Genomic DNA, 16,659 nt, shown 5'->3' with positions numbered 1-16,659 from the left:
GGCAATCACCACACAATCTCGGACGGGGCGATGCGCGTCTTATTGATCCGCGTCTCACTGATCTTGCCGTCTTGGAAAAAGATTACCCGATGTGCCATGCGCTGAATTTCGGCGTTGTGGGTGATGACAACGGTGGTCGTGCCGAACCTCTCGTTGATGTCGCGCAAGACCTCCAGCACTTGCACACCTGTTGTGCTGTCCAAAGCACCTGTGGGTTCATCGCACAACAGGATTTGAGGGCGCTTTGCGATGGCCCGGGCGATGGCGACCCGTTGCTGCTCTCCACCCGACATTTCTGACGGAAAGTGATCCATCCGGTTGCCTAAGCCAACCAGTTCTAGTGCTTCTTCCGCTGGCATTGGATCGGGGGCCACGTCGGTGACCAGCTGTACATTCTCTCGGGCCGTAAGGCTGGGCACCAGATTGTAGAACTGGAACACGAAACCGACATGATCACGGCGATATCTTGTAAGGCCTCGATCGGACATATCTGTCAATTCATCGTTGTCGAACCAGACCCGCCCGTCCGTTGCATGATCCAACCCGCCAAGGATATTCAGCAGCGTGGATTTCCCACTTCCCGAGGGGCCAAGCAGAACGGTCAACTCACCTTTGTAGAGCTCAAGATCCACACCATCTAGTGCGTAAACCTTCACATCACCTGTGTCGTAGACCTTTGTGACACCTTCTGTTTTGAAAATGATTTCTGCCACTTATGCCTCCTTGGTACCCCCTAGATAGAGATCTGTCGTGCACTGGAATTGATTGATCTCAATTCACCGGTTGAAAACATTGGGTATTAGATGTCTTGCTGGCCTGAACGGAGCGGGAACTGAAAATGCCAATTCAAGAACCACAAGCGACTGTCTTTGAAATGTCAGACGCCCGCTGGCAAGCGTTGAGAAAGTCTGGAGATGCGCACAAATATGCCTATGGCCATGCGGCCGTTGTATCGGGCCCGGCAGGGCAAGGAGGTGCAGCAAGACTGGCCGCACGGGGCGCGTTGCGCATCGGGGCTGGGGTGGTCAGTGTTGTGTGCGGGCAAGACTCCCTTATTGAGCATGCGGCCCAGTTGAACGCGATCATGGTCAAAACCTATACTTGCGATGTTGGCTTTGTAGGCCGCCTTAATGCGATCAAGCCTCGGTCAATCTGTATCGGACCAAACCTGGGTTTGGATGGCGACAGTCGAAGCCATCTCGCGGCCGTTCTCTCTTTGGGGCTTCCGACCTGCTTTGATGCCGATGCTATCACTTTGATCGCTGACACGTCGGCAAACCTGCCTGCCATTTCAAATCCGCAAAGCGTTATGACACCTCATGAGGGCGAATTGCGACGTTTCATCCCCGAGGCATTTGCAACAACGTCCTGCCGCATGTCGCTTGCACAAACCGCCGCGAAAAAGGCGGGGTGCGTAGTTCTGTTGAAAGGGCCCGATACAGTTATTGCCGCTCCCAACCACATCCCAATGATTGTCTCGTCAAAACCGTTCCTTAATGCAAGTTGGCTTGCTACAGCAGGATCAGGCGATGTGTTGGCCGGTTTTGTAACGGGTCTTCTGGCACGAGGATTTAACGGGTTTGAAGCAGCCGCAATCGCTACGGACCTGCATTTTCGCTGTGCTGATGCATTTGGCCCCGGTTTGATTGCTGAAGATATCCCGGAAATGCTTCCAGACGTTTTGCGTTGATGTAGATCAACCAGTAACGCGGCATCTGTCGTAAAAAGATCAAAAGGCAGGTGATCTTTTATGTTGATGACAAACTCATGGCGGACGGCCTTTCCTAGTCTAGAAGGAATATCTGATAGCGTGTCGGAACTCTTGGACAAACGCTCACGCCAGATCACCTTGCAAAAAGAAGCGCTAATTTTCGGGCCAGGGAGTCCGGCAGAAAACCTACTGTTGCTGTTGTCGGGCACCGTGCGGGTACAACAATTGTCAGAAGATGGCCGCGAGATTGTGCTTTACCGCGTGCATTCCGACGAAAGTTGCGTTCTGACAACGGCTTGTCTGTTGGCTTTTGAAGGCATAGCTGAAACAGAAATCGAAGCGATCATGATCCCGCGCAATGTCTTTGACGAATTGATGGCAATCTCCAAAGAATTTCGCTCCTTTGTATTTGAGGCATACTCAAAGCGGATCACGGACCTGTTTCTGGTAATCGAAGAAATTGCGTTCAAGCGGATGGACGTTCGCGTCGCTCAAAAGCTGCTTGAGCTACAGGACGCCAGATTTGTTTTGCGCCTCACACATCAACAGCTTGCAACTGAACTGGGAACAGCCCGCGAAGTGATCTGCCACCAACTCAAAGAATTTGAGCGTCGTGGCTGGGTACGCCTGAGTCGAGGGGAGATCGAGTTGCGCGATGTCGCGGCGATAGAACGGCTTGCTGATGCATCTTGAATGCAAGCTCTTGTGACATTGTCACCGACAGACTGGCGCTATGAGCGCGTTTACTTACTGAAAAAAATCCAAAGAGGAGAATGATATGCCTGCAAATGTTGGAAATATGGACCGCATCCTAAGGGCCATTCTAGGTCTTGTGCTTTTCATTGCACCGCTTTTGAACATGCCCGCCATTTGGTCTAGTGCCGGACTTACATATGGTAGCATGGCAGTAGGCTTGGTCCTTGTCGCAACCGCCTTTTTCCGGTTTTGCCCACTGTACCGGATTGTCGGCCTGTCCACCTGCAAGATCAACTGATGGAGACCGTGTTTACACCCATCGCATCGCTGGTGGGCGGCATGTTGATCGGTCTCGCAGCGGTTACTTTGATGCTGTTGCGGGGGCGGATTATGGGTGCAACCGGCGTCTTGGCCGGCGTGCTCTTGCCCGCCAGCAGGTATGACTGGACATGGCGAGTGCTGTTACTGGCTGGCATGTTTGTAGGCCCTTGGGTCTATTATGCCATTGCAGGCCAACTGCCAGCGATCGACGTGCCCGCGTCGACACCGTTGCTGCTGCTCGGCGGGTTTCTGGTCGGTATTGGTGTCACATTAGGAAGCGGGTGCACCTCCGGTCATGGCGTCTGCGGCATGGCACGGCTGTCGCCCAGATCATTTGCTGCGACCGCTACCTTCATGCTGACGACTGGCCTGACGGTCTACGTCATACGTCATATTTTGGGAGCCTGAACCATGCGGAACATTCTGACTTTTCTAATTGGTATTCTGTTTGGCACGGGCATTTCCATGTCAGGTATGGCGAACCCCGCGAAGGTTATCAATTTCTTCGACATTGCAGGCGCTTGGGACCCAAGTCTTGGCTTTGTGATGGGCGGTGCTGTCGTTGTCGCTTTCATCGGGTACCGTCTGGTCTTGCGCAGGCCGAGCCCTGTTTTCGAGCCGTCCTTTGATATTCCACAAAACCGGCGGCTTGATGCCCGATTGCTGACGGGTGCCGGCATCTTTGGTGTGGGCTGGGGCATCGCTGGCTTTTGCCCCGGGGGTGCCTTGCCTGCATTGGGAACATTGAACGCGGAGGTTGTCACTTTTGTGGCTGCCCTGATTGCAGGCATGCTGGTGACAAGGGTCCTGTCGGATTGGGCTGCGGCCCGGTCGAACACCGCGCAACCGGCCGAGTGAGCAAGAAGAATAGGGACAGCGTAATGCTCTTTGCCCTTTTTATCGGGTCCACCATGATGATCGGCTCACTGGCCATATCCATCATGCTTTTTGGGTTCGCCGCACGGATGTTGCGTTGGCTAGATAATACAAATGCGTTTGGTTATGGACGGCTTCCTCTAGTCTTTGATCTTGGAATCGCGGGGCTTTGGATTCTACTTGTCTTGACCAGCTCCGTCTGGGGTTGGGCGGCACTATATATCGCTCTGGGATTGTTCGACGGGCTTGAACCTGCGCTCTACTTTTCGATCGCGTCGTTCACGACAGTCGGCTACGGAGATGTTGTTCTGGAGCCAGGCTGGCGCTTGCTGGCAGGCATGACAGCAACGCACGGGTTGCTGACCTTTGGTTTGTTCACCGCGTTTCTGGTGGAGGTTTTCAACTTCCCAACCCGCGCGCGTCGCCCGTGAGGGCAGGGCCATTGATCCGCATCAATCCGTAGAATTGGTTTGCCTATATCTATGTCCTGACAAATACATTGAGGACAAAACATGCCTGACCTGACCCATTACGCACAGTTGATTTCCACGCGCCTGCAAGAGCTTGATACGCGGATACACGAGGTTGACCATGAACTTGGCGAACCAAAGTCTGCAGATATGAATGACCAGTCTATCGACCTTGAAGATGACGAGGTGCTGGAAGGTCTCGGGATGGCCGCACAAAAGGAAATTGCGTTGCTCAATCTTGCCATGACACGGATCAAAGACGGCAGTTATGGCATCTGCAAAAAATGCGAAGAGCCGATTTCAGAGGCGCGGCTGAACGCGGTTCTTTATGCACCATTATGCAAACGCTGCGCGACCCTAGATTAGGTGCTGCGACGGACGGCCCACAGCGTGGCAAATGGTCCGACCATTTCAAAAACACAGTCGCTCCGATGATAATACCTGCCTGAGGCAGCAAAGCCATGCCAAAAAGGTTCCGCTCTTTGGATGCGGCCCCGCAAAATAGGCACCAATCCAACCGCCCATAAGCCGCGATGCCACGCGCAATGCGATGAATGAGAGACCTACCAAACCTAGGGCTTTGACAGAACCCAACTCAAGCGAAGCACCCGCCAAAATGAAAAAGACAATCATAAGGGGCCATTGAATATGTTCTATCTCATGAAACGCGCGCGTGTGGTGGCTGGCGAAGTTAACGATCAGTGCGCCCGCGACCATACCTGTCATCAGAAACGAGGCATTAAATCAGACCGCAAGGCCAGCCGTCAGAAACCCGACGGCCAGCTCTTCGATTTGAAGCGGTTCACCCTGTTCAATGCGGCTAGTCAAAAAAGCAGCTGGCAGGCCAATCATCAGCCCTAGGAACAGAGCGCCCCCAATCTCATAAAGGGCGGCAACGGCAACGGGGTCGGTTCCACCTGTCAAATGTGACGCGATGGCGAGGCACAGACTAAATGTCAAAAGGCCCCAAGCATCATCAATAGCCACAATCCCCGTTATGATCTGGGTGAACCTATTGGAAATGCCCCTTTTCTTGATCACGTCCATGGTGGCAGCGGGGGCAGTTGCCGTGGCAATACTTGCCAGTACAACCGCTAGTGAAAAGTCCACCCCTAGCAAAGTTAACCCTGTAGTGACGCAACCCAAGGTAAGCAAAACAATCGCGGCAGAAATCACCAGAATGTCGACACCGTGGGACTTGAGCGTCCCTAACTTGAGCGAGCCTCCAAGCAGCAGTGCAACCAACGTCAATGCCATGACGGTGATGTTGTCCGTTAATGCATCAACGGTTTTCGGCAGCAGTCCCATTGCACCAGCAATGAGCCCTCAAACCAACAAAAGGGTCACGCGGGGGATCTGGGTGCGCCGACCAATTTGATCGGCTGCTAATCCAACCTAAAACAAAACTCCCAGCGTCAAAAATGCATAAGTGTCAATCATAACAACATTTTCACCCTTATCGGTAGCGCTTACTCTTGGATCGATTCCAGGTAATCAAGCAGGTCTTCGAAATCTGCCTCAAGTACTTCGCCGTCGGCACCACCCTTCGGGTAAACATGCCGCAATCCGACAGACGCAAAGTCGGGCATGGGCGAGTCCGGATCCTCTTTCTCGAGCAGTCCCATCACGAAACGGCTTACGAATTCCCGCGGAAAGTAGCCATCGTTGCGTTGCTTCAGCCCGATCAATTCAGGTGGGGCAACACCTAAACCAAGCGACGCAGGGCCGCCTCCCTCGCCGCGTGTGCCGTGGCATTGTGAACACTCTTTGGCGTAGACAAGTTGCCCGCGCTTTTTCGCGTCGGCAGCGTCGATTGATGCAGGCGTACAGGCGGACAGCGAGGCCGCGCAAGCGCTCGCGAAAATGAATGAATGAAGGTTCATGTTTTGATACGTCTCCGGTGTTTACAAAATGGTAATAGGGGTAGAGAAACCGAATGGTTAGCAAGTATCCAACACAAGATATCTTTTGACAACACTCCCACGAAGCACTGTTAGGGCGATTGATCTGCATCAAGCTAGATGCCAATGTGCTGTCTAAACCATTTTTATGCATCTTTAATTGTGGACCGAGAGAAAAATATGGTTCTTGTTGACCTTCTAGCGAACCCAGCTGCAATTTCCACGCCTCTGTCCGAACAAGTATTTGAATTGCGCCGGTGCCAAGCATGCAGCAGTTGAGCATCATTTATACTGCAGCGCCCCATGAGTGAAACTGAAGCCCCGTTGGAGAAAAAGATCATCGTCTCGAAATCGGATGGTAAAGTGATCTTGTCTGGCCACTTGTTGATTGACACGGTGATGGAGCTGACTGGTCACGCGCGGCACATCTTTCCAGGTGAAATGTCATCTATCGATATCTCAGCCTTGGCCCAGATTGACACCGCCGGTGCATGGTTTCTTGTTGATCAGCGCACGCGCGCAGCGCAGCGTGGCATCTTGCTTGAAATTAAAGGAGCTAACTCTGCCCAAGCTCAACTGCTCAAGACGGTTGAGCAAAACATGCCGCCAGAGGGCCAACCTCCTTTATTGCCGCCAAGCATTGCTGATCTCTTTGAGATTTTTGGGCAGAAAGTCACGCGCGGGTTCCGCATGATGGTCGAGCTTGTCGCGTTTCTGGGTCAAGTAATTGCGACGTTGGGCGGGATCATGCGGCACCCTAGTCGCTTGCGTCTGACGTCGGTGGTGCATCACTGTCAGGAAATTGGGGTGAGTGCGGTACCTATTGTCGCTTTGATGGCATTTCTGATCGGCGTTGTTCTTGCCTTTCAAGGCTCGGCACAGTTGCGGCAGTTCGGGGCGGAGGTCTTTGTGGTCGACCTGATCGCAATCTCGATCCTGCGTGAACTTGGTATCCTGCTGACCTCAATCATTGTCGCAGGACGTTCAGGCTCGGCCTTCACCGCCGCAATTGGATCGATGAAAATGCGCGAAGAGATTGATGCGATGCGCACCCTTGGCCTTGATCCGGTGACAATCCTTGTCGTGCCGCGTGTGCTTGCCTTGATGCTGATGTTGCCGGCACTTGGGTTGATTGCTGACATATCCGGATTGGTCGGCGGGGCGTTGATGTCGTGGATTGAATTGGGCGTTTCGCCTGCGGTTTTCCAGACGCGACTGGTCAGTAACACAGACGTCTGGCACTTTGGTGTTGGTATGATCAAAGCGCCATTCTTTGCGCTTATTATCGGTATTATCGGATGTTATCAGGGCATGAACGTCGGCGGGAACGCTGAGTCGCTTGGGCGTTTGACTTCTGCATCAGTAGTGCTGTCGATCTTCATGGTCATTGTGGTGGATGCCATGTTTTCAATCTTCTTCGCGATTGTGGGGGTGTGACGCACATGGCAAATGATCCCATCATCAAGGTCCGCGGTTTGGTCACGCGGTTTGGCACGCATACAGTGCATGACGGTCTGGATCTGGATGTGCAGCGCGGTGAGATTATCGGCGTTGTTGGTGGATCGGGCACCGGTAAATCCGTACTCTTGCGCGCCATCGTTGGCTTGTTGGACCCTCAAGAAGGCCAGATCGAAGTCTTTGGCGAAACCGTGCGGGCCACATCTGACGGGCAGTTTCGCGCATTGCGCCGCCGTTGGGGTGTTATGTTTCAGGACGGCGCGCTTTTTTCATCGCTCACTGTGCGACAAAACGTCGAAGCGCCGATGCGCGAGCAGTTGAAGCTGAATGATACCCTGCGTGAAACACTGGCTGGGATAAAGGTGCGCATGGTCGGCCTGCCCGAGAATGCGATGTCAAAGTACCCCTCCGAGCTGTCGGGCGGGATGCGCAAACGCGCCGGATTTGCGCGCGCCATCGCGATGGACCCCGAAATTGTATTTCTGGATGAGCCAACGGCCGGGCTTGATCCTATTGGGGCCGCCGCATTTGATATTCTGATCAAACAATTGCAAGCGTCGTTGGGGCTTACTGTCTTTCTGGTGACACATGATCTGGACAGCTTGCACGCGATCTGTGACCGCATCGCGGTACTGGCCGATCAACGGGTGTTGGCTGTGGGCACGATGGATGAAATGCTGCAAGTTGATCACCCTTGGGTACATGAATATTTCCACGGACCGCGTGCGCGCGCAGCTTTGTCAACCGCCACCCAAGAAGGAACGTATTGATGGAAACCCGTGCAAATTACATCCTGATTGGCGCGTTCACCCTGCTGTCCATTCTCGGCACGTTGGCGTTTTTTATCTGGTTGGCAAGCGTTCAGGTGAACAAACAATACCAAAGCTACGGCATTTTGTTCGAAGACGTCTCGGGCCTTGATCCATCGGGCGATGTCTCTTTCAACGGCATTTCCGTTGGCCGCGTCATCGGTTTACGTATCGCTGAGGAAGACCCTTCAAAGGTATTCACCACCATCGAGATTGAGGCGGCTACGCCCATCCGCTCTGACACCATCGCCCAGTTGCAATCTCAAGGCGTGACAGGCGTCGCTTACATCTCGCTGTCGGGTGGCACCCCCGCGGCACCCCCGCTGGTGGAAAACTCCGAGGGTTGGCAGATCATCCCGTCACGGCGTTCCAGCTTGCAATCAATCGTGCAAGATGCGCCCGATTTACTGGAGGAAGCGACCAGACTGCTGGAACAGTTCCAGATTCTGACCGGGCCGGAAAACCAAACCTACGTCACGAATATTCTGCGCAATTTGGATGCGTCTTCAGGCCGGCTGGACCAGGCATTGAATGATTTTTCCGAGATATCGGGCACAGTGCGGGATGCGACCGTTCAGATCACGGTGTTCACGGACCGTCTGGACACAATCGGTGCCTCCGTCGCCAACACGCTTAAGCAGGCGGACAGCACAATGGCCGCTGCAACGGGCGCATTTGAAACGGCGGACGAGGCGCTGGCAGGGTCCATCGATGCGATTGGCAGCGCTGAAGAAACCTTTGATCAGGCAACGCTCATATTGAAAGAACAGCTGCCGGATATCCTTGCCCAAGTGGCCGAGGTAGCGTCTTTGACCAATGCAGCCATCGTTGATTTACAAGCACGATCTAGCACAACACTCGACGGGTATGCACAAGCGGCTGACCTATTTAATGCACGACTGATTGAGTTGGAAGGGTCGTTAAAAGGAGCCAACACCGCCTTTACCGCCGTGACCGAAGCCTCAAACAGCTTTGATCAGCTTGTCGATGGGGACGGCACCTTGCTGGTGAGCGAAGCCCGCGTTGTTTTGGCCGACGCCAAGACTGCCATCGCTACGATTGAGGCCGTTGTCCTAAACGATGTACCAGCGATTATGACAGATATTCGCATCGGGGTTGCAAGCGCCCGTAAGGCCGTTGAGGATGTTTCCGCGAACCTGACGGGCCTGACAGATCGTTTTGACCCGGTGTTGCAAGAGGCGCAGCAAGCCATCGGCTCTGCCAACACGTTGTTCAACAGAGCGCAGAGCAGCCTGAGCACGTTGGACACCACACTTGAAAGTGCAGATGGCGCGTTGGGGTCGGCACAGACAACATTTGACGCGGCATCAGAGGTGCTGGACACTGATTTGGCACCGATGATGAATGACATACGCACGGCGTCGGCGCAGATCAGTCAGGCGGTCAGCGATGTCACCAAGGACATGCCCGCCATCACAACCGAACTGCGCGCCCTGATCGCCCGCAGCGATGCAGTTGCCCGTCAAATTCAAACCGCTGTTGCACAAGCCACCCCCGGTATTGGTGATTTCGCCAGCAAAGGGCTGCCTGAATTATCACGGCTTGCCGCAGAGGCGCGTACACTGGTAAAAACACTTGGCGACCTGACCCGCCGGATTGAACGTGACCCCGCGCGCTTCATTCTGGATGGCCGCGTCCCCGAATACAGGAGATAAGCCGATGTCCAAATTGACCCGCCGAATGGCCCTTATGGGTGCCGTCTGTTCTTTCAGTGGATGTTCCGCGATTACCTCACTGAACACGGCGGCCAAACCTTTGGATACCTACGATCTGCGCCCAGTTTCGAGGGCGCGTGCTGGGGGGCGAAAATCGCGCACATTGTTGGTGGCGCTGCCCCAAGCCCCAGCTGCGCTAGCGACGGATCGGATCTTGATTAAACCAGACCCCGCCTCCATCACATACCTGCCCGACGCACGTTGGAGTGATGAATTACCGGCGGTCGTGCAGTCGCTGCTGATCCGGAGTATTTCTCAGACCGGGCGTATCGCTTACGTTGGACGGACCGACGCAGGACCGATACCCGACAAAGCACTGTTGGTTCGGATCGACGCATTTGATGTAAGTGTATTGGAAGACGGCACGTTTGAAGTGCGAATTGATCTTGATCTCACGATCATCAACGACCGGGATCAGCGCGTCGTCGCGACACGTCTTTTCTCGCAATCTAGCGAAGTCTTGAGCGATGATCCCAAGATGATCGTTGCGGCGTTTCAAGCCGTGTTGAATGATATTTTGCCAAACATGTCAGATTGGGCAGTTCAAAAGGTTTGACCAAGAACTCTGGCAACAAACCTTCAAACACTATTCCTGAATTCTTCTTAGATAGGCCACCAAGTCGACAATGGGGCGGCTCGTCATGATCGGTTGACCTGTTTCAGATTTTAACGAAGTGTCTGATCCTTCAAAGAAGGGCCCATAGATAGGCATCGGAGAGCCATGGCTAACAAGCGGGTCACGCCCGTCAATGCGCATGACAACACGAGCTGTCGGGAACTCACCGTGCCGTGTTGCTAAGTCATTTAACGCAGGTGGCTGTAACAGTAGTGCAGGAGCAAAGGGGCCATTTCCGCGTCCTGCTAAGCCATGACAGACGGCACAATGCACATCATAAAGTGCTGCTCCGGCATCAGCATCTTGCGCCAATGCACCGTTTGGAACCAAGAATAAAGCCGCTATCAAAGGAAAAAGCTGTTTCATCGCCGTTCTTTCTGTTTGGTAAAACAAGATTAAGAGCTGAATCCGTCAGCTTGAATGACATGCATCAATTCACCCAGAAGAAAATCCTATTGCAACGATCAGGAGATTGTTTGCGAAAGGAACCGTGAATGCTCTCACGCAGAAACCTAATCGCGTCCGGCCTCCCGGCCACCGCTCTCGGGGCTGTCGGATATGGGTTGTGGCCAAAGTTGGGCGCGTTCGACGTAGAATTGGCGCGCCAAAGGGAATTGCCTTCGCCTGATCCTAAGATGGTCGAGTTGGTGCGTATGGCAACGCTGGCCGCCAATGGCCACAACACGCAACCTTGGAAATTCCAACTGACCGACGGTCGCGTGTCCATCTTGCCAGATTTTACGCGCAGAACGGCGGTGGTCGACCCTGATGACCACCATCTGTATATCAGTTTGGGATGTGCTGCCGAAAATCTAACGATTGCCGCCAAGGCGAATGGTTGGCGGGCCAACACTACCATTGAAAATAGCGTCGATACTCGGATTGCAATTGGCCTCGCAACAAGCCAAGAGCGTCTAACCGATCTGTATCAGGCAATCCCGCTACGTCAGTCCACACGCTCCGAATACGATTCAACGCCAGTCTCAAATATTGATCTTGAGCTTGTTGTTGAATGCAATGGCGCCCAAATGGATGATCCCGCCTTTGTGGCCGAGTTGCGCGATTGGATCAGGTTCACACCAGACCAAGCGCTGGCCGGAAACGACGGTTTGTTTTCTGCCTGTTCGGGCAATCCGGTTGCCCCCAGTTGGTTAGCCGAACGTCTTTTTTGCTCAATTCTTTAAGTAAAAAACTGAAAATGACAAGTACTGGCGTCAGATCCGCTCTTCAGCCGGGATCGCGGTTTTTATAGGCAACAAAGAAGACCTCAAACATTGGATCAAAGTCGGCCAAAATTTTCAACGGTTTGCGCTGCAAGCTACTGTCTTTGGAATTCGCAACGCACATATCAATCAACCCATTGAGCTCCCAGAGTTACGGGAGGGTGTTTCCAGATGGTTGGGTAGGCCAAATATTCGGCCTGACTTGATTGTTCGGTTCGGTCATGCTCCGACATTACCAATGTCGTTGCGCAGACCTGTTACTGATATCATCATCTAAACGGTGATCGTCTTGTTTTGTGAATTTGGTCGAAATAGCGAGTGATATTCGAACTGAGGTACCCTTAGCCTGAGGTGCGCGTCCGAAACGATTAAGAAGACGGCCAGTCAGATAGCAGATTGTTTGGTAGGCCATTTGCCATGCTCTTGTTTTGCAATCGGGTCATTTATCCGAGATTGCGGCCTCCAACGCGAGTTTGGCCATACATAGTTTATAGCAATGAACAAACTCGGGACATGCAATGCAGTCATCCCATTCTGCGATATTTGTTTGGATGCTGCGTTGTGATCGAGCCAACCCGGCGTTGTCCACTTCAAAACTAAAAACCTTGCCTTGCATAGTGTCGTTGGCTTCGAAATGCAGGCTGTCGTGAAACATCGTGCCATAACAGTGCTTGTGTTCGATCATAGATGTCACCTCAATTCCTCCACTCGCTAGACAAACTTACAGCACGATAGATTCTGGCACTTTGATTTTGATCAATTCTGATGGCCTTCCAGACCGCGAAGTAGGTTGATCGTAATCAGTTACGCTAGAATGCGGAATGATAGCCTTTCCTCAGAATTTGCCTTTGGAACGAATATGGCAAACATACTTGCAGATGCAGATCCCCCCCCTCACTATGGCAACGGCTGACCACCTTACCAGCGGAGCCACAACGGATCGGGAAAAGCTTGAACGAATCTTTATGTTCGTTCGTGATGAAATCTTGTTTGGCTTTCCCACAAAGGGTGATTTTGTCCCAGCGTCCGAGACGATCAAAACTGGGGTTGGCCAATGCAATACCAAGGCGGCGTTGGGCCTAACACTTTGTCGCGCGTGTGGAATCCCTGCACGCATACATTTTTCATTGATCAGCAAGGACATCCAACGAGGGTTCTTTTCGGGGCTAGCCTATTGGCTGTTGCCGCAAGAAATCTCTCATTCGCGGATCGAAGTAGAGATCGAGGGCACGTGGCGGCGGATTGACAGCTTTATCAACGACATGCCCCTGCATCAGGCAGCAGAGTGCGAACTTGCCCGCCGCGGATGGAAGGTCGAGTTTTCGCTTGCTTTGATAAATGTCCACGCAGGCGCAGATCTAAACATCGACAAAGAAGTCCTTGCGCAGATGGCTGCTGTCACTGACGATCACGGAGTTTGGGATGAAGCCGCTGACTATTATGACAGCGCCTTGTATCATAATCGTCCTGATTTATGGCGGATGTTGGCCTATTGGCTGATGATAGGTCGTGTAAATCGCCGCGTCAAACAGCTTAGGAAAGGGCAAGCCAGACATGCAACTGCGAGGGATGGATCATGATTGAAGCAATTCATGAACCAGCCTCAGCAAGGAAGTTGATCCACTCTCCAGCATGAAAGCGGCGTGAGAAAACCACTGGATTCTGACAAGAACTAGAGACGAAGCGCCATTATTTTTGCCCTAGATAAGCAAACCGATAGGCCAATGCGACACCGCCAGCACCACCTAGAATGTTCCCAAAGGTAACCCAGAATAGGTTTGCCACAGCTTCACCCATTGTTAGGCTGGCCCCAACCATCCAACCCTGCGGAAAAAAATACATATTCGCAACCGAGTGTTCGAGGCCAAGCAACACGAAAGCGCTGACGGGCCAGAGAATTGCCAATACTTTTCCCGCGACTGTCCGTGCCGCAAATGACAACCAAATCGCAAGACATACTAGCGCATTGCACAAAGCACCGCGCACGAAAGCCTCAATTGGTTGCAATGTAGCCTTGGTTTCGACGATTGTTGCCGCTGTGGTACCCATTAGACCTTCAAGAAGTCCTGAAAAACCAAACGCGATTGCAAGTGCAGCGGCACCGATAAAGTTTCCCACATACACCACGGCCCAACTTCGCAGGAGTAACGGCACCGTGATCTTGCGATCAACAGCCGCCATGACCATAAGTGCATTGCCAGTGAATAATTCCGCTCCACCGATGACAACAAGAATAAGACCGAGTGAAAACACCACGCCGCCCAGCAGTCTTGCAGGTCCATAGCTGGCATCCATTCCCGTCATAACAGCGGTGTAGGCAGCCGCGCCAAAGCCAATGAACACACCTGCAAGAACAGCCAGAACAAACATCTGAAATATCGGTAGATGTGCCTTAGCGACACCTGCACCTTCTACTAAAACGGCAATCTTTGCTGGCCGATAAGCGTCGTGGGTGTCTTCAGTACTCATTTGTGTTGATCCGGCGCATTTGGTTCGTCGACCTTGGGCTTCTTCACAAAAGGGTGGTTTTTTTCAGCCGGTTCGAGACAGTCTTTGATATCATCCAGATTAAGCGTTTCTTCGGCCTCCAATCGCGCCACCAGCATTGCAACCTGACCGCGGTGGTCGTCAATAAGCTGCGTGGCCTGATCTTCGGCGGTGTGCAGCAGTTTCATCACTGCCTGATCCACCTGCGCTGCGGTTTCGTCCGAAAAAGATCGTGGCTGGGCAATCTGCTGGCCAAGGAACGGGTGATCCTCGCTTTCGCGCAAATCCACTGGGCCGATCTCCGGGTCCATTCCCCAGCGTGCCACCATGGAGCGCGCCATCGCAGTTGCCCGACGGATGTCGTCATCTGCCCCCGAACTGACTGAGCCCAACAACAGCTTTTCCGCCGCGCGCCCAGCCAACAGTGTGGTTAGCTGGACGCGCAAATAACCCTCGGGCAGAGTATGGCGTTCGATTTCCGGGAGCATATGCGTGCTGCCAAGACTGCGCCCGCGTGGAATGATCGTTACTTTGTACAAGGGGTCGGCGTCGGGATTGTAATAGGAGGCTGCGGTATGCCCAGCCTCATGCACTGCCAATCGGTGCTTTTCGTCGGGTTGGATCGCGAGAGTGCGCACTGTTCCCATCATGATTTTGTCGCGTGCCTCGTCCAGGTCGGCGGACGTTATGTCACTGGCTGAATGGCGCGCAGCCGTAATCGCGGCTTCATTCAACAGGTTTTTCAGGTCAGCTCCCGAGAAGCCCGGCGTGCCTGCCGCCACCTGATCCAGATCAACATCCTGGTGCATTGGCAGGTCCTTGACATGCACATCCAAGATCGCGCGGCGCGCTAGCTTGTCTGGCAAAGATAGAGTGACATGGCGGTCAAACCGACCCGGACGCAAGAGCGCGGGGTCGAGCACATCGGGGCGGTTGGTCGCGGCCAAAACCACCACGGCCTCGCGCGCCGCAAACCCGTCCAATTCAGCCAGGATCTGGTTCAATGTCTGTTCGCGCTCATCATGGCCGCCCCCCAGACCAGTGCCTCGGGTGCGCCCAATGCTGTCCAATTCGTCGATAAAGATGATCGCCGGGGCTTGTTTACGCGCCTCTTCAAACATCTTGCGCACCCGACCGGCGCCGACCCCCACAAAAACTTCGATGAATTCTGACCCCGAAGTAGAAAAGAAGGGCACATCTGCCTCGCCTGCGAGCGCGCGGGCCAACAGTGTCTTGCCAGTTCCTGGTGGACCCATCAGCAAGACACCATGTGGCACCGTCGCGCCCACCTTCTGAAACCGGTCCGGATCGCGCAGGAACTCAACAAGTTCAGAAACCTCACGCTTGGCTTCGTCTTGACCAGCAACATCTGCGAAAGTGACTTTACTGGTTGTTTTTGTCGGTTTTGTGGACCTGCCGCCAAGAAAATCACCAATCCCGCCCGGTAAACCGCCACTGATACCGCCGCCCATCATCCGCCTGCTGATCCAGAGATAAAAAGCAATGATCAGGATCCATGGTAGGAATGACAACAGAACCGACGGGGTCGCGGGTGCTTTGGCAGTGATGATGACCCCTGCATTTTCAAGCATTGGCAGTAAATCCGGATCAGGTTGCTGCGGCGTGATCGCGCGGTGCTGTTCGACACCTTCGTTGGTGGGAGAGCGCAAGACGGCCACAATGGCCGTAGCTTCGAGTGTCACTTCGATGACATCGCCATTGCGGATCAATTCCTTGATTGCAGTGTAGGATACAGCCGTCTGCGTTCGCTCATTTGTCGGAAATTGCGTTGAAAATAGTGTAAAGGCCGCCAGACCGATAACAAAATACCACAAAAACTGTTTCAACGGAGACGGTTTGACCGGCTCCGGCGGTCCGCTGTGATTTTCCATGATATTCCGCCCCCAAACGTAGATAGTCGAAGGCAAACTGACGCTGTTGCCATCAATGCCCGATGTCTCGGAGCTAAGTTAATCGAACTACGTTCAGTAGGATTGATCTGGAACAATTGGCTGAGTGTACAAAACCGCACGCATTGTAATCACCTGGGCCAGTTGCAGATAGTTACGTACAAGCGGAACGTTTGATGTTGGATTCCGATTGGACGGACAAATGAATATTAAAAATTTGCCTCACAGAATATGAAGCTGATTCATACGTTTATTAACATAATATAGATTACAGGCTTCTTAGTAACGCTTTGATTTACATTAAAAATGTGGACAGAAAATCTACCTCACCCCTGGATCAAGGCCACGGATTTAGCGCGCACCTCTGCAAGCTCCGTTGAGGTAACTTGACCTTTTCGCTTTGCTTTTCTCACTTTCCAATCAAGGCTTTTCACCTGATCTGCAA

The 16,659-nt window shown here is 53.1% G+C and carries 21 protein-coding genes; 13 read left to right on the top strand and 8 right to left on the bottom strand.

The annotated features are described in order from the left end of the window. Window positions 1-5: 5 nt before the first annotated feature. A complete protein-coding gene (locus tag V7775_RS21915) occupies window positions 6-713 on the bottom strand; it encodes an ABC transporter ATP-binding protein (protein ID WP_335754069.1) in 708 nt (235 codons plus the stop codon). Between the two features lie 125 nt (window positions 714-838). Between V7775_RS21915 and V7775_RS21910 the strand changes: the two genes are divergently transcribed. From V7775_RS21910 to V7775_RS21880, 7 genes are all read left to right on the top strand, one after another. Further along, complete coding sequence (locus V7775_RS21910; RefSeq protein ID WP_335754068.1) at window positions 839-1,690, top strand: NAD(P)H-hydrate dehydratase; 852 nt, start codon at window positions 839-841, stop codon at window positions 1,688-1,690. A gap of 120 nt (window positions 1,691-1,810) precedes the next feature. Continuing rightward, window positions 1,811-2,404: a Crp/Fnr family transcriptional regulator gene (locus V7775_RS21905; protein ID WP_335754067.1), complete on the top strand. Its 594-nt coding sequence runs from the start codon at window positions 1,811-1,813 to the stop codon at window positions 2,402-2,404. An 85-nt stretch (window positions 2,405-2,489) separates the two neighbouring features. Next, window positions 2,490-2,705 (top strand): YgaP family membrane protein, encoded by a 216-nt coding sequence (locus tag V7775_RS21900; RefSeq protein WP_335754066.1) that lies wholly within the window; start codon window positions 2,490-2,492, stop codon window positions 2,703-2,705. Then, window positions 2,705-3,136: a YeeE/YedE family protein gene (locus V7775_RS21895; protein ID WP_335754065.1), complete on the top strand. Its 432-nt coding sequence runs from the start codon at window positions 2,705-2,707 to the stop codon at window positions 3,134-3,136. Before V7775_RS21900 ends, V7775_RS21895 begins: the two co-directional genes overlap by 1 nt. Window positions 3,137-3,139: 3 nt before the next feature. Beyond that, window positions 3,140-3,586 (top strand): DUF6691 family protein, encoded by a 447-nt coding sequence (locus tag V7775_RS21890; protein ID WP_335754064.1) that lies wholly within the window; start codon window positions 3,140-3,142, stop codon window positions 3,584-3,586. 23 nt (window positions 3,587-3,609) lie between these two features. Next, the gene (locus tag V7775_RS21885) at window positions 3,610-4,035 is read left to right on the top strand and encodes an ion channel (protein WP_335754063.1); all 426 of its coding nucleotides are present in this window, start codon (window positions 3,610-3,612) and stop codon (window positions 4,033-4,035) included. An 81-nt stretch (window positions 4,036-4,116) separates the two neighbouring features. Then, window positions 4,117-4,440: a TraR/DksA family transcriptional regulator gene (locus V7775_RS21880; RefSeq protein ID WP_335754062.1), complete on the top strand. Its 324-nt coding sequence runs from the start codon at window positions 4,117-4,119 to the stop codon at window positions 4,438-4,440. Between the two features lie 378 nt (window positions 4,441-4,818). Here V7775_RS21880 and V7775_RS21875 read toward each other — a convergent pair whose 3' ends face one another. Continuing rightward, the gene (locus V7775_RS21875) at window positions 4,819-5,394 is read right to left on the bottom strand and encodes a cation:proton antiporter domain-containing protein (protein WP_335754139.1); all 576 of its coding nucleotides are present in this window, start codon (window positions 5,392-5,394) and stop codon (window positions 4,819-4,821) included. A gap of 149 nt (window positions 5,395-5,543) precedes the next feature. After that, window positions 5,544-5,957 (bottom strand): cytochrome c, encoded by a 414-nt coding sequence (locus V7775_RS21870; RefSeq protein ID WP_335754061.1) that lies wholly within the window; start codon window positions 5,955-5,957, stop codon window positions 5,544-5,546. A gap of 321 nt (window positions 5,958-6,278) precedes the next feature. On the opposite strand from V7775_RS21870, the gene V7775_RS21865 reads away from it, so the two are divergent. From V7775_RS21865 to V7775_RS21850, 4 genes are read left to right on the top strand one after another with little or no spacing between them, the layout of a single operon-like run. Beyond that, entirely contained in the window at window positions 6,279-7,412 is a 1,134-nt protein-coding gene (locus tag V7775_RS21865; protein WP_335754060.1) for an ABC transporter permease, read from the top strand. Between the two features lie 5 nt (window positions 7,413-7,417). Next, window positions 7,418-8,203, top strand: coding sequence for an ABC transporter ATP-binding protein (locus V7775_RS21860; protein WP_335754059.1), 786 nt, complete (start codon window positions 7,418-7,420; stop codon window positions 8,201-8,203). Further along, window positions 8,203-9,918, top strand: coding sequence for an MlaD family protein (locus tag V7775_RS21855; RefSeq protein WP_335754058.1), 1,716 nt, complete (start codon window positions 8,203-8,205; stop codon window positions 9,916-9,918). Before V7775_RS21860 ends, V7775_RS21855 begins: the two co-directional genes overlap by 1 nt. Before the next feature lie 4 nt (window positions 9,919-9,922). Further along, the gene (locus V7775_RS21850) at window positions 9,923-10,534 is read left to right on the top strand and encodes an ABC-type transport auxiliary lipoprotein family protein (protein WP_335754057.1); all 612 of its coding nucleotides are present in this window, start codon (window positions 9,923-9,925) and stop codon (window positions 10,532-10,534) included. A 30-nt stretch (window positions 10,535-10,564) separates the two neighbouring features. Here V7775_RS21850 and V7775_RS21845 read toward each other — a convergent pair whose 3' ends face one another. After that, window positions 10,565-10,960, bottom strand: coding sequence for a cytochrome c (locus tag V7775_RS21845; protein ID WP_335754056.1), 396 nt, complete (start codon window positions 10,958-10,960; stop codon window positions 10,565-10,567). Window positions 10,961-11,088: 128 nt separating this feature from the next. On the opposite strand from V7775_RS21845, the gene V7775_RS21840 reads away from it, so the two are divergent. Then, window positions 11,089-11,778, top strand: coding sequence for a hypothetical protein (locus tag V7775_RS21840; protein WP_335754055.1), 690 nt, complete (start codon window positions 11,089-11,091; stop codon window positions 11,776-11,778). 43 nt (window positions 11,779-11,821) lie between these two features. On the opposite strand, the gene V7775_RS21835 is transcribed toward V7775_RS21840, so the two are convergent. Both V7775_RS21835 and V7775_RS21830 read right to left on the bottom strand, forming a co-directional pair. After that, window positions 11,822-11,950, bottom strand: a complete 129-nt coding sequence (locus V7775_RS21835; protein WP_335754054.1) for a hypothetical protein — start codon at window positions 11,948-11,950, stop codon at window positions 11,822-11,824. Window positions 11,951-12,256: 306 nt separating this feature from the next. After that, window positions 12,257-12,502 carry a hypothetical protein gene (locus tag V7775_RS21830; protein ID WP_335754053.1) on the bottom strand — a complete coding sequence of 82 codons (246 nt, stop codon included), beginning with the start codon at window positions 12,500-12,502 and terminating at the stop codon, window positions 12,257-12,259. A 193-nt stretch (window positions 12,503-12,695) separates the two neighbouring features. Between V7775_RS21830 and V7775_RS21825 the strand changes: the two genes are divergently transcribed. Next, entirely contained in the window at window positions 12,696-13,397 is a 702-nt protein-coding gene (locus V7775_RS21825; RefSeq protein ID WP_335754052.1) for a transglutaminase-like domain-containing protein, read from the top strand. A 109-nt stretch (window positions 13,398-13,506) separates the two neighbouring features. Here the strand turns inward: V7775_RS21825 and V7775_RS21820 are convergent, their stop codons facing one another. Next, complete coding sequence (locus V7775_RS21820) at window positions 13,507-14,286, bottom strand: formate/nitrite transporter family protein (RefSeq protein WP_335754051.1); 780 nt, start codon at window positions 14,284-14,286, stop codon at window positions 13,507-13,509. Continuing rightward, window positions 14,283-16,196, bottom strand: a complete 1,914-nt coding sequence (gene ftsH, locus V7775_RS21815) for an ATP-dependent zinc metalloprotease FtsH (protein ID WP_335754050.1) — start codon at window positions 16,194-16,196, stop codon at window positions 14,283-14,285. Before ftsH ends, V7775_RS21820 begins: the two co-directional genes overlap by 4 nt. Window positions 16,197-16,659: the final 463 nt, after the last annotated feature.

It is taken from the genome of Sulfitobacter sp. (assembly GCF_036960155.1).
GTDB lineage: Bacteria > Pseudomonadota > Alphaproteobacteria > Rhodobacterales > Rhodobacteraceae > Sulfitobacter.
This window is presented reverse-complemented; position numbering and strand designations above follow the sequence as displayed.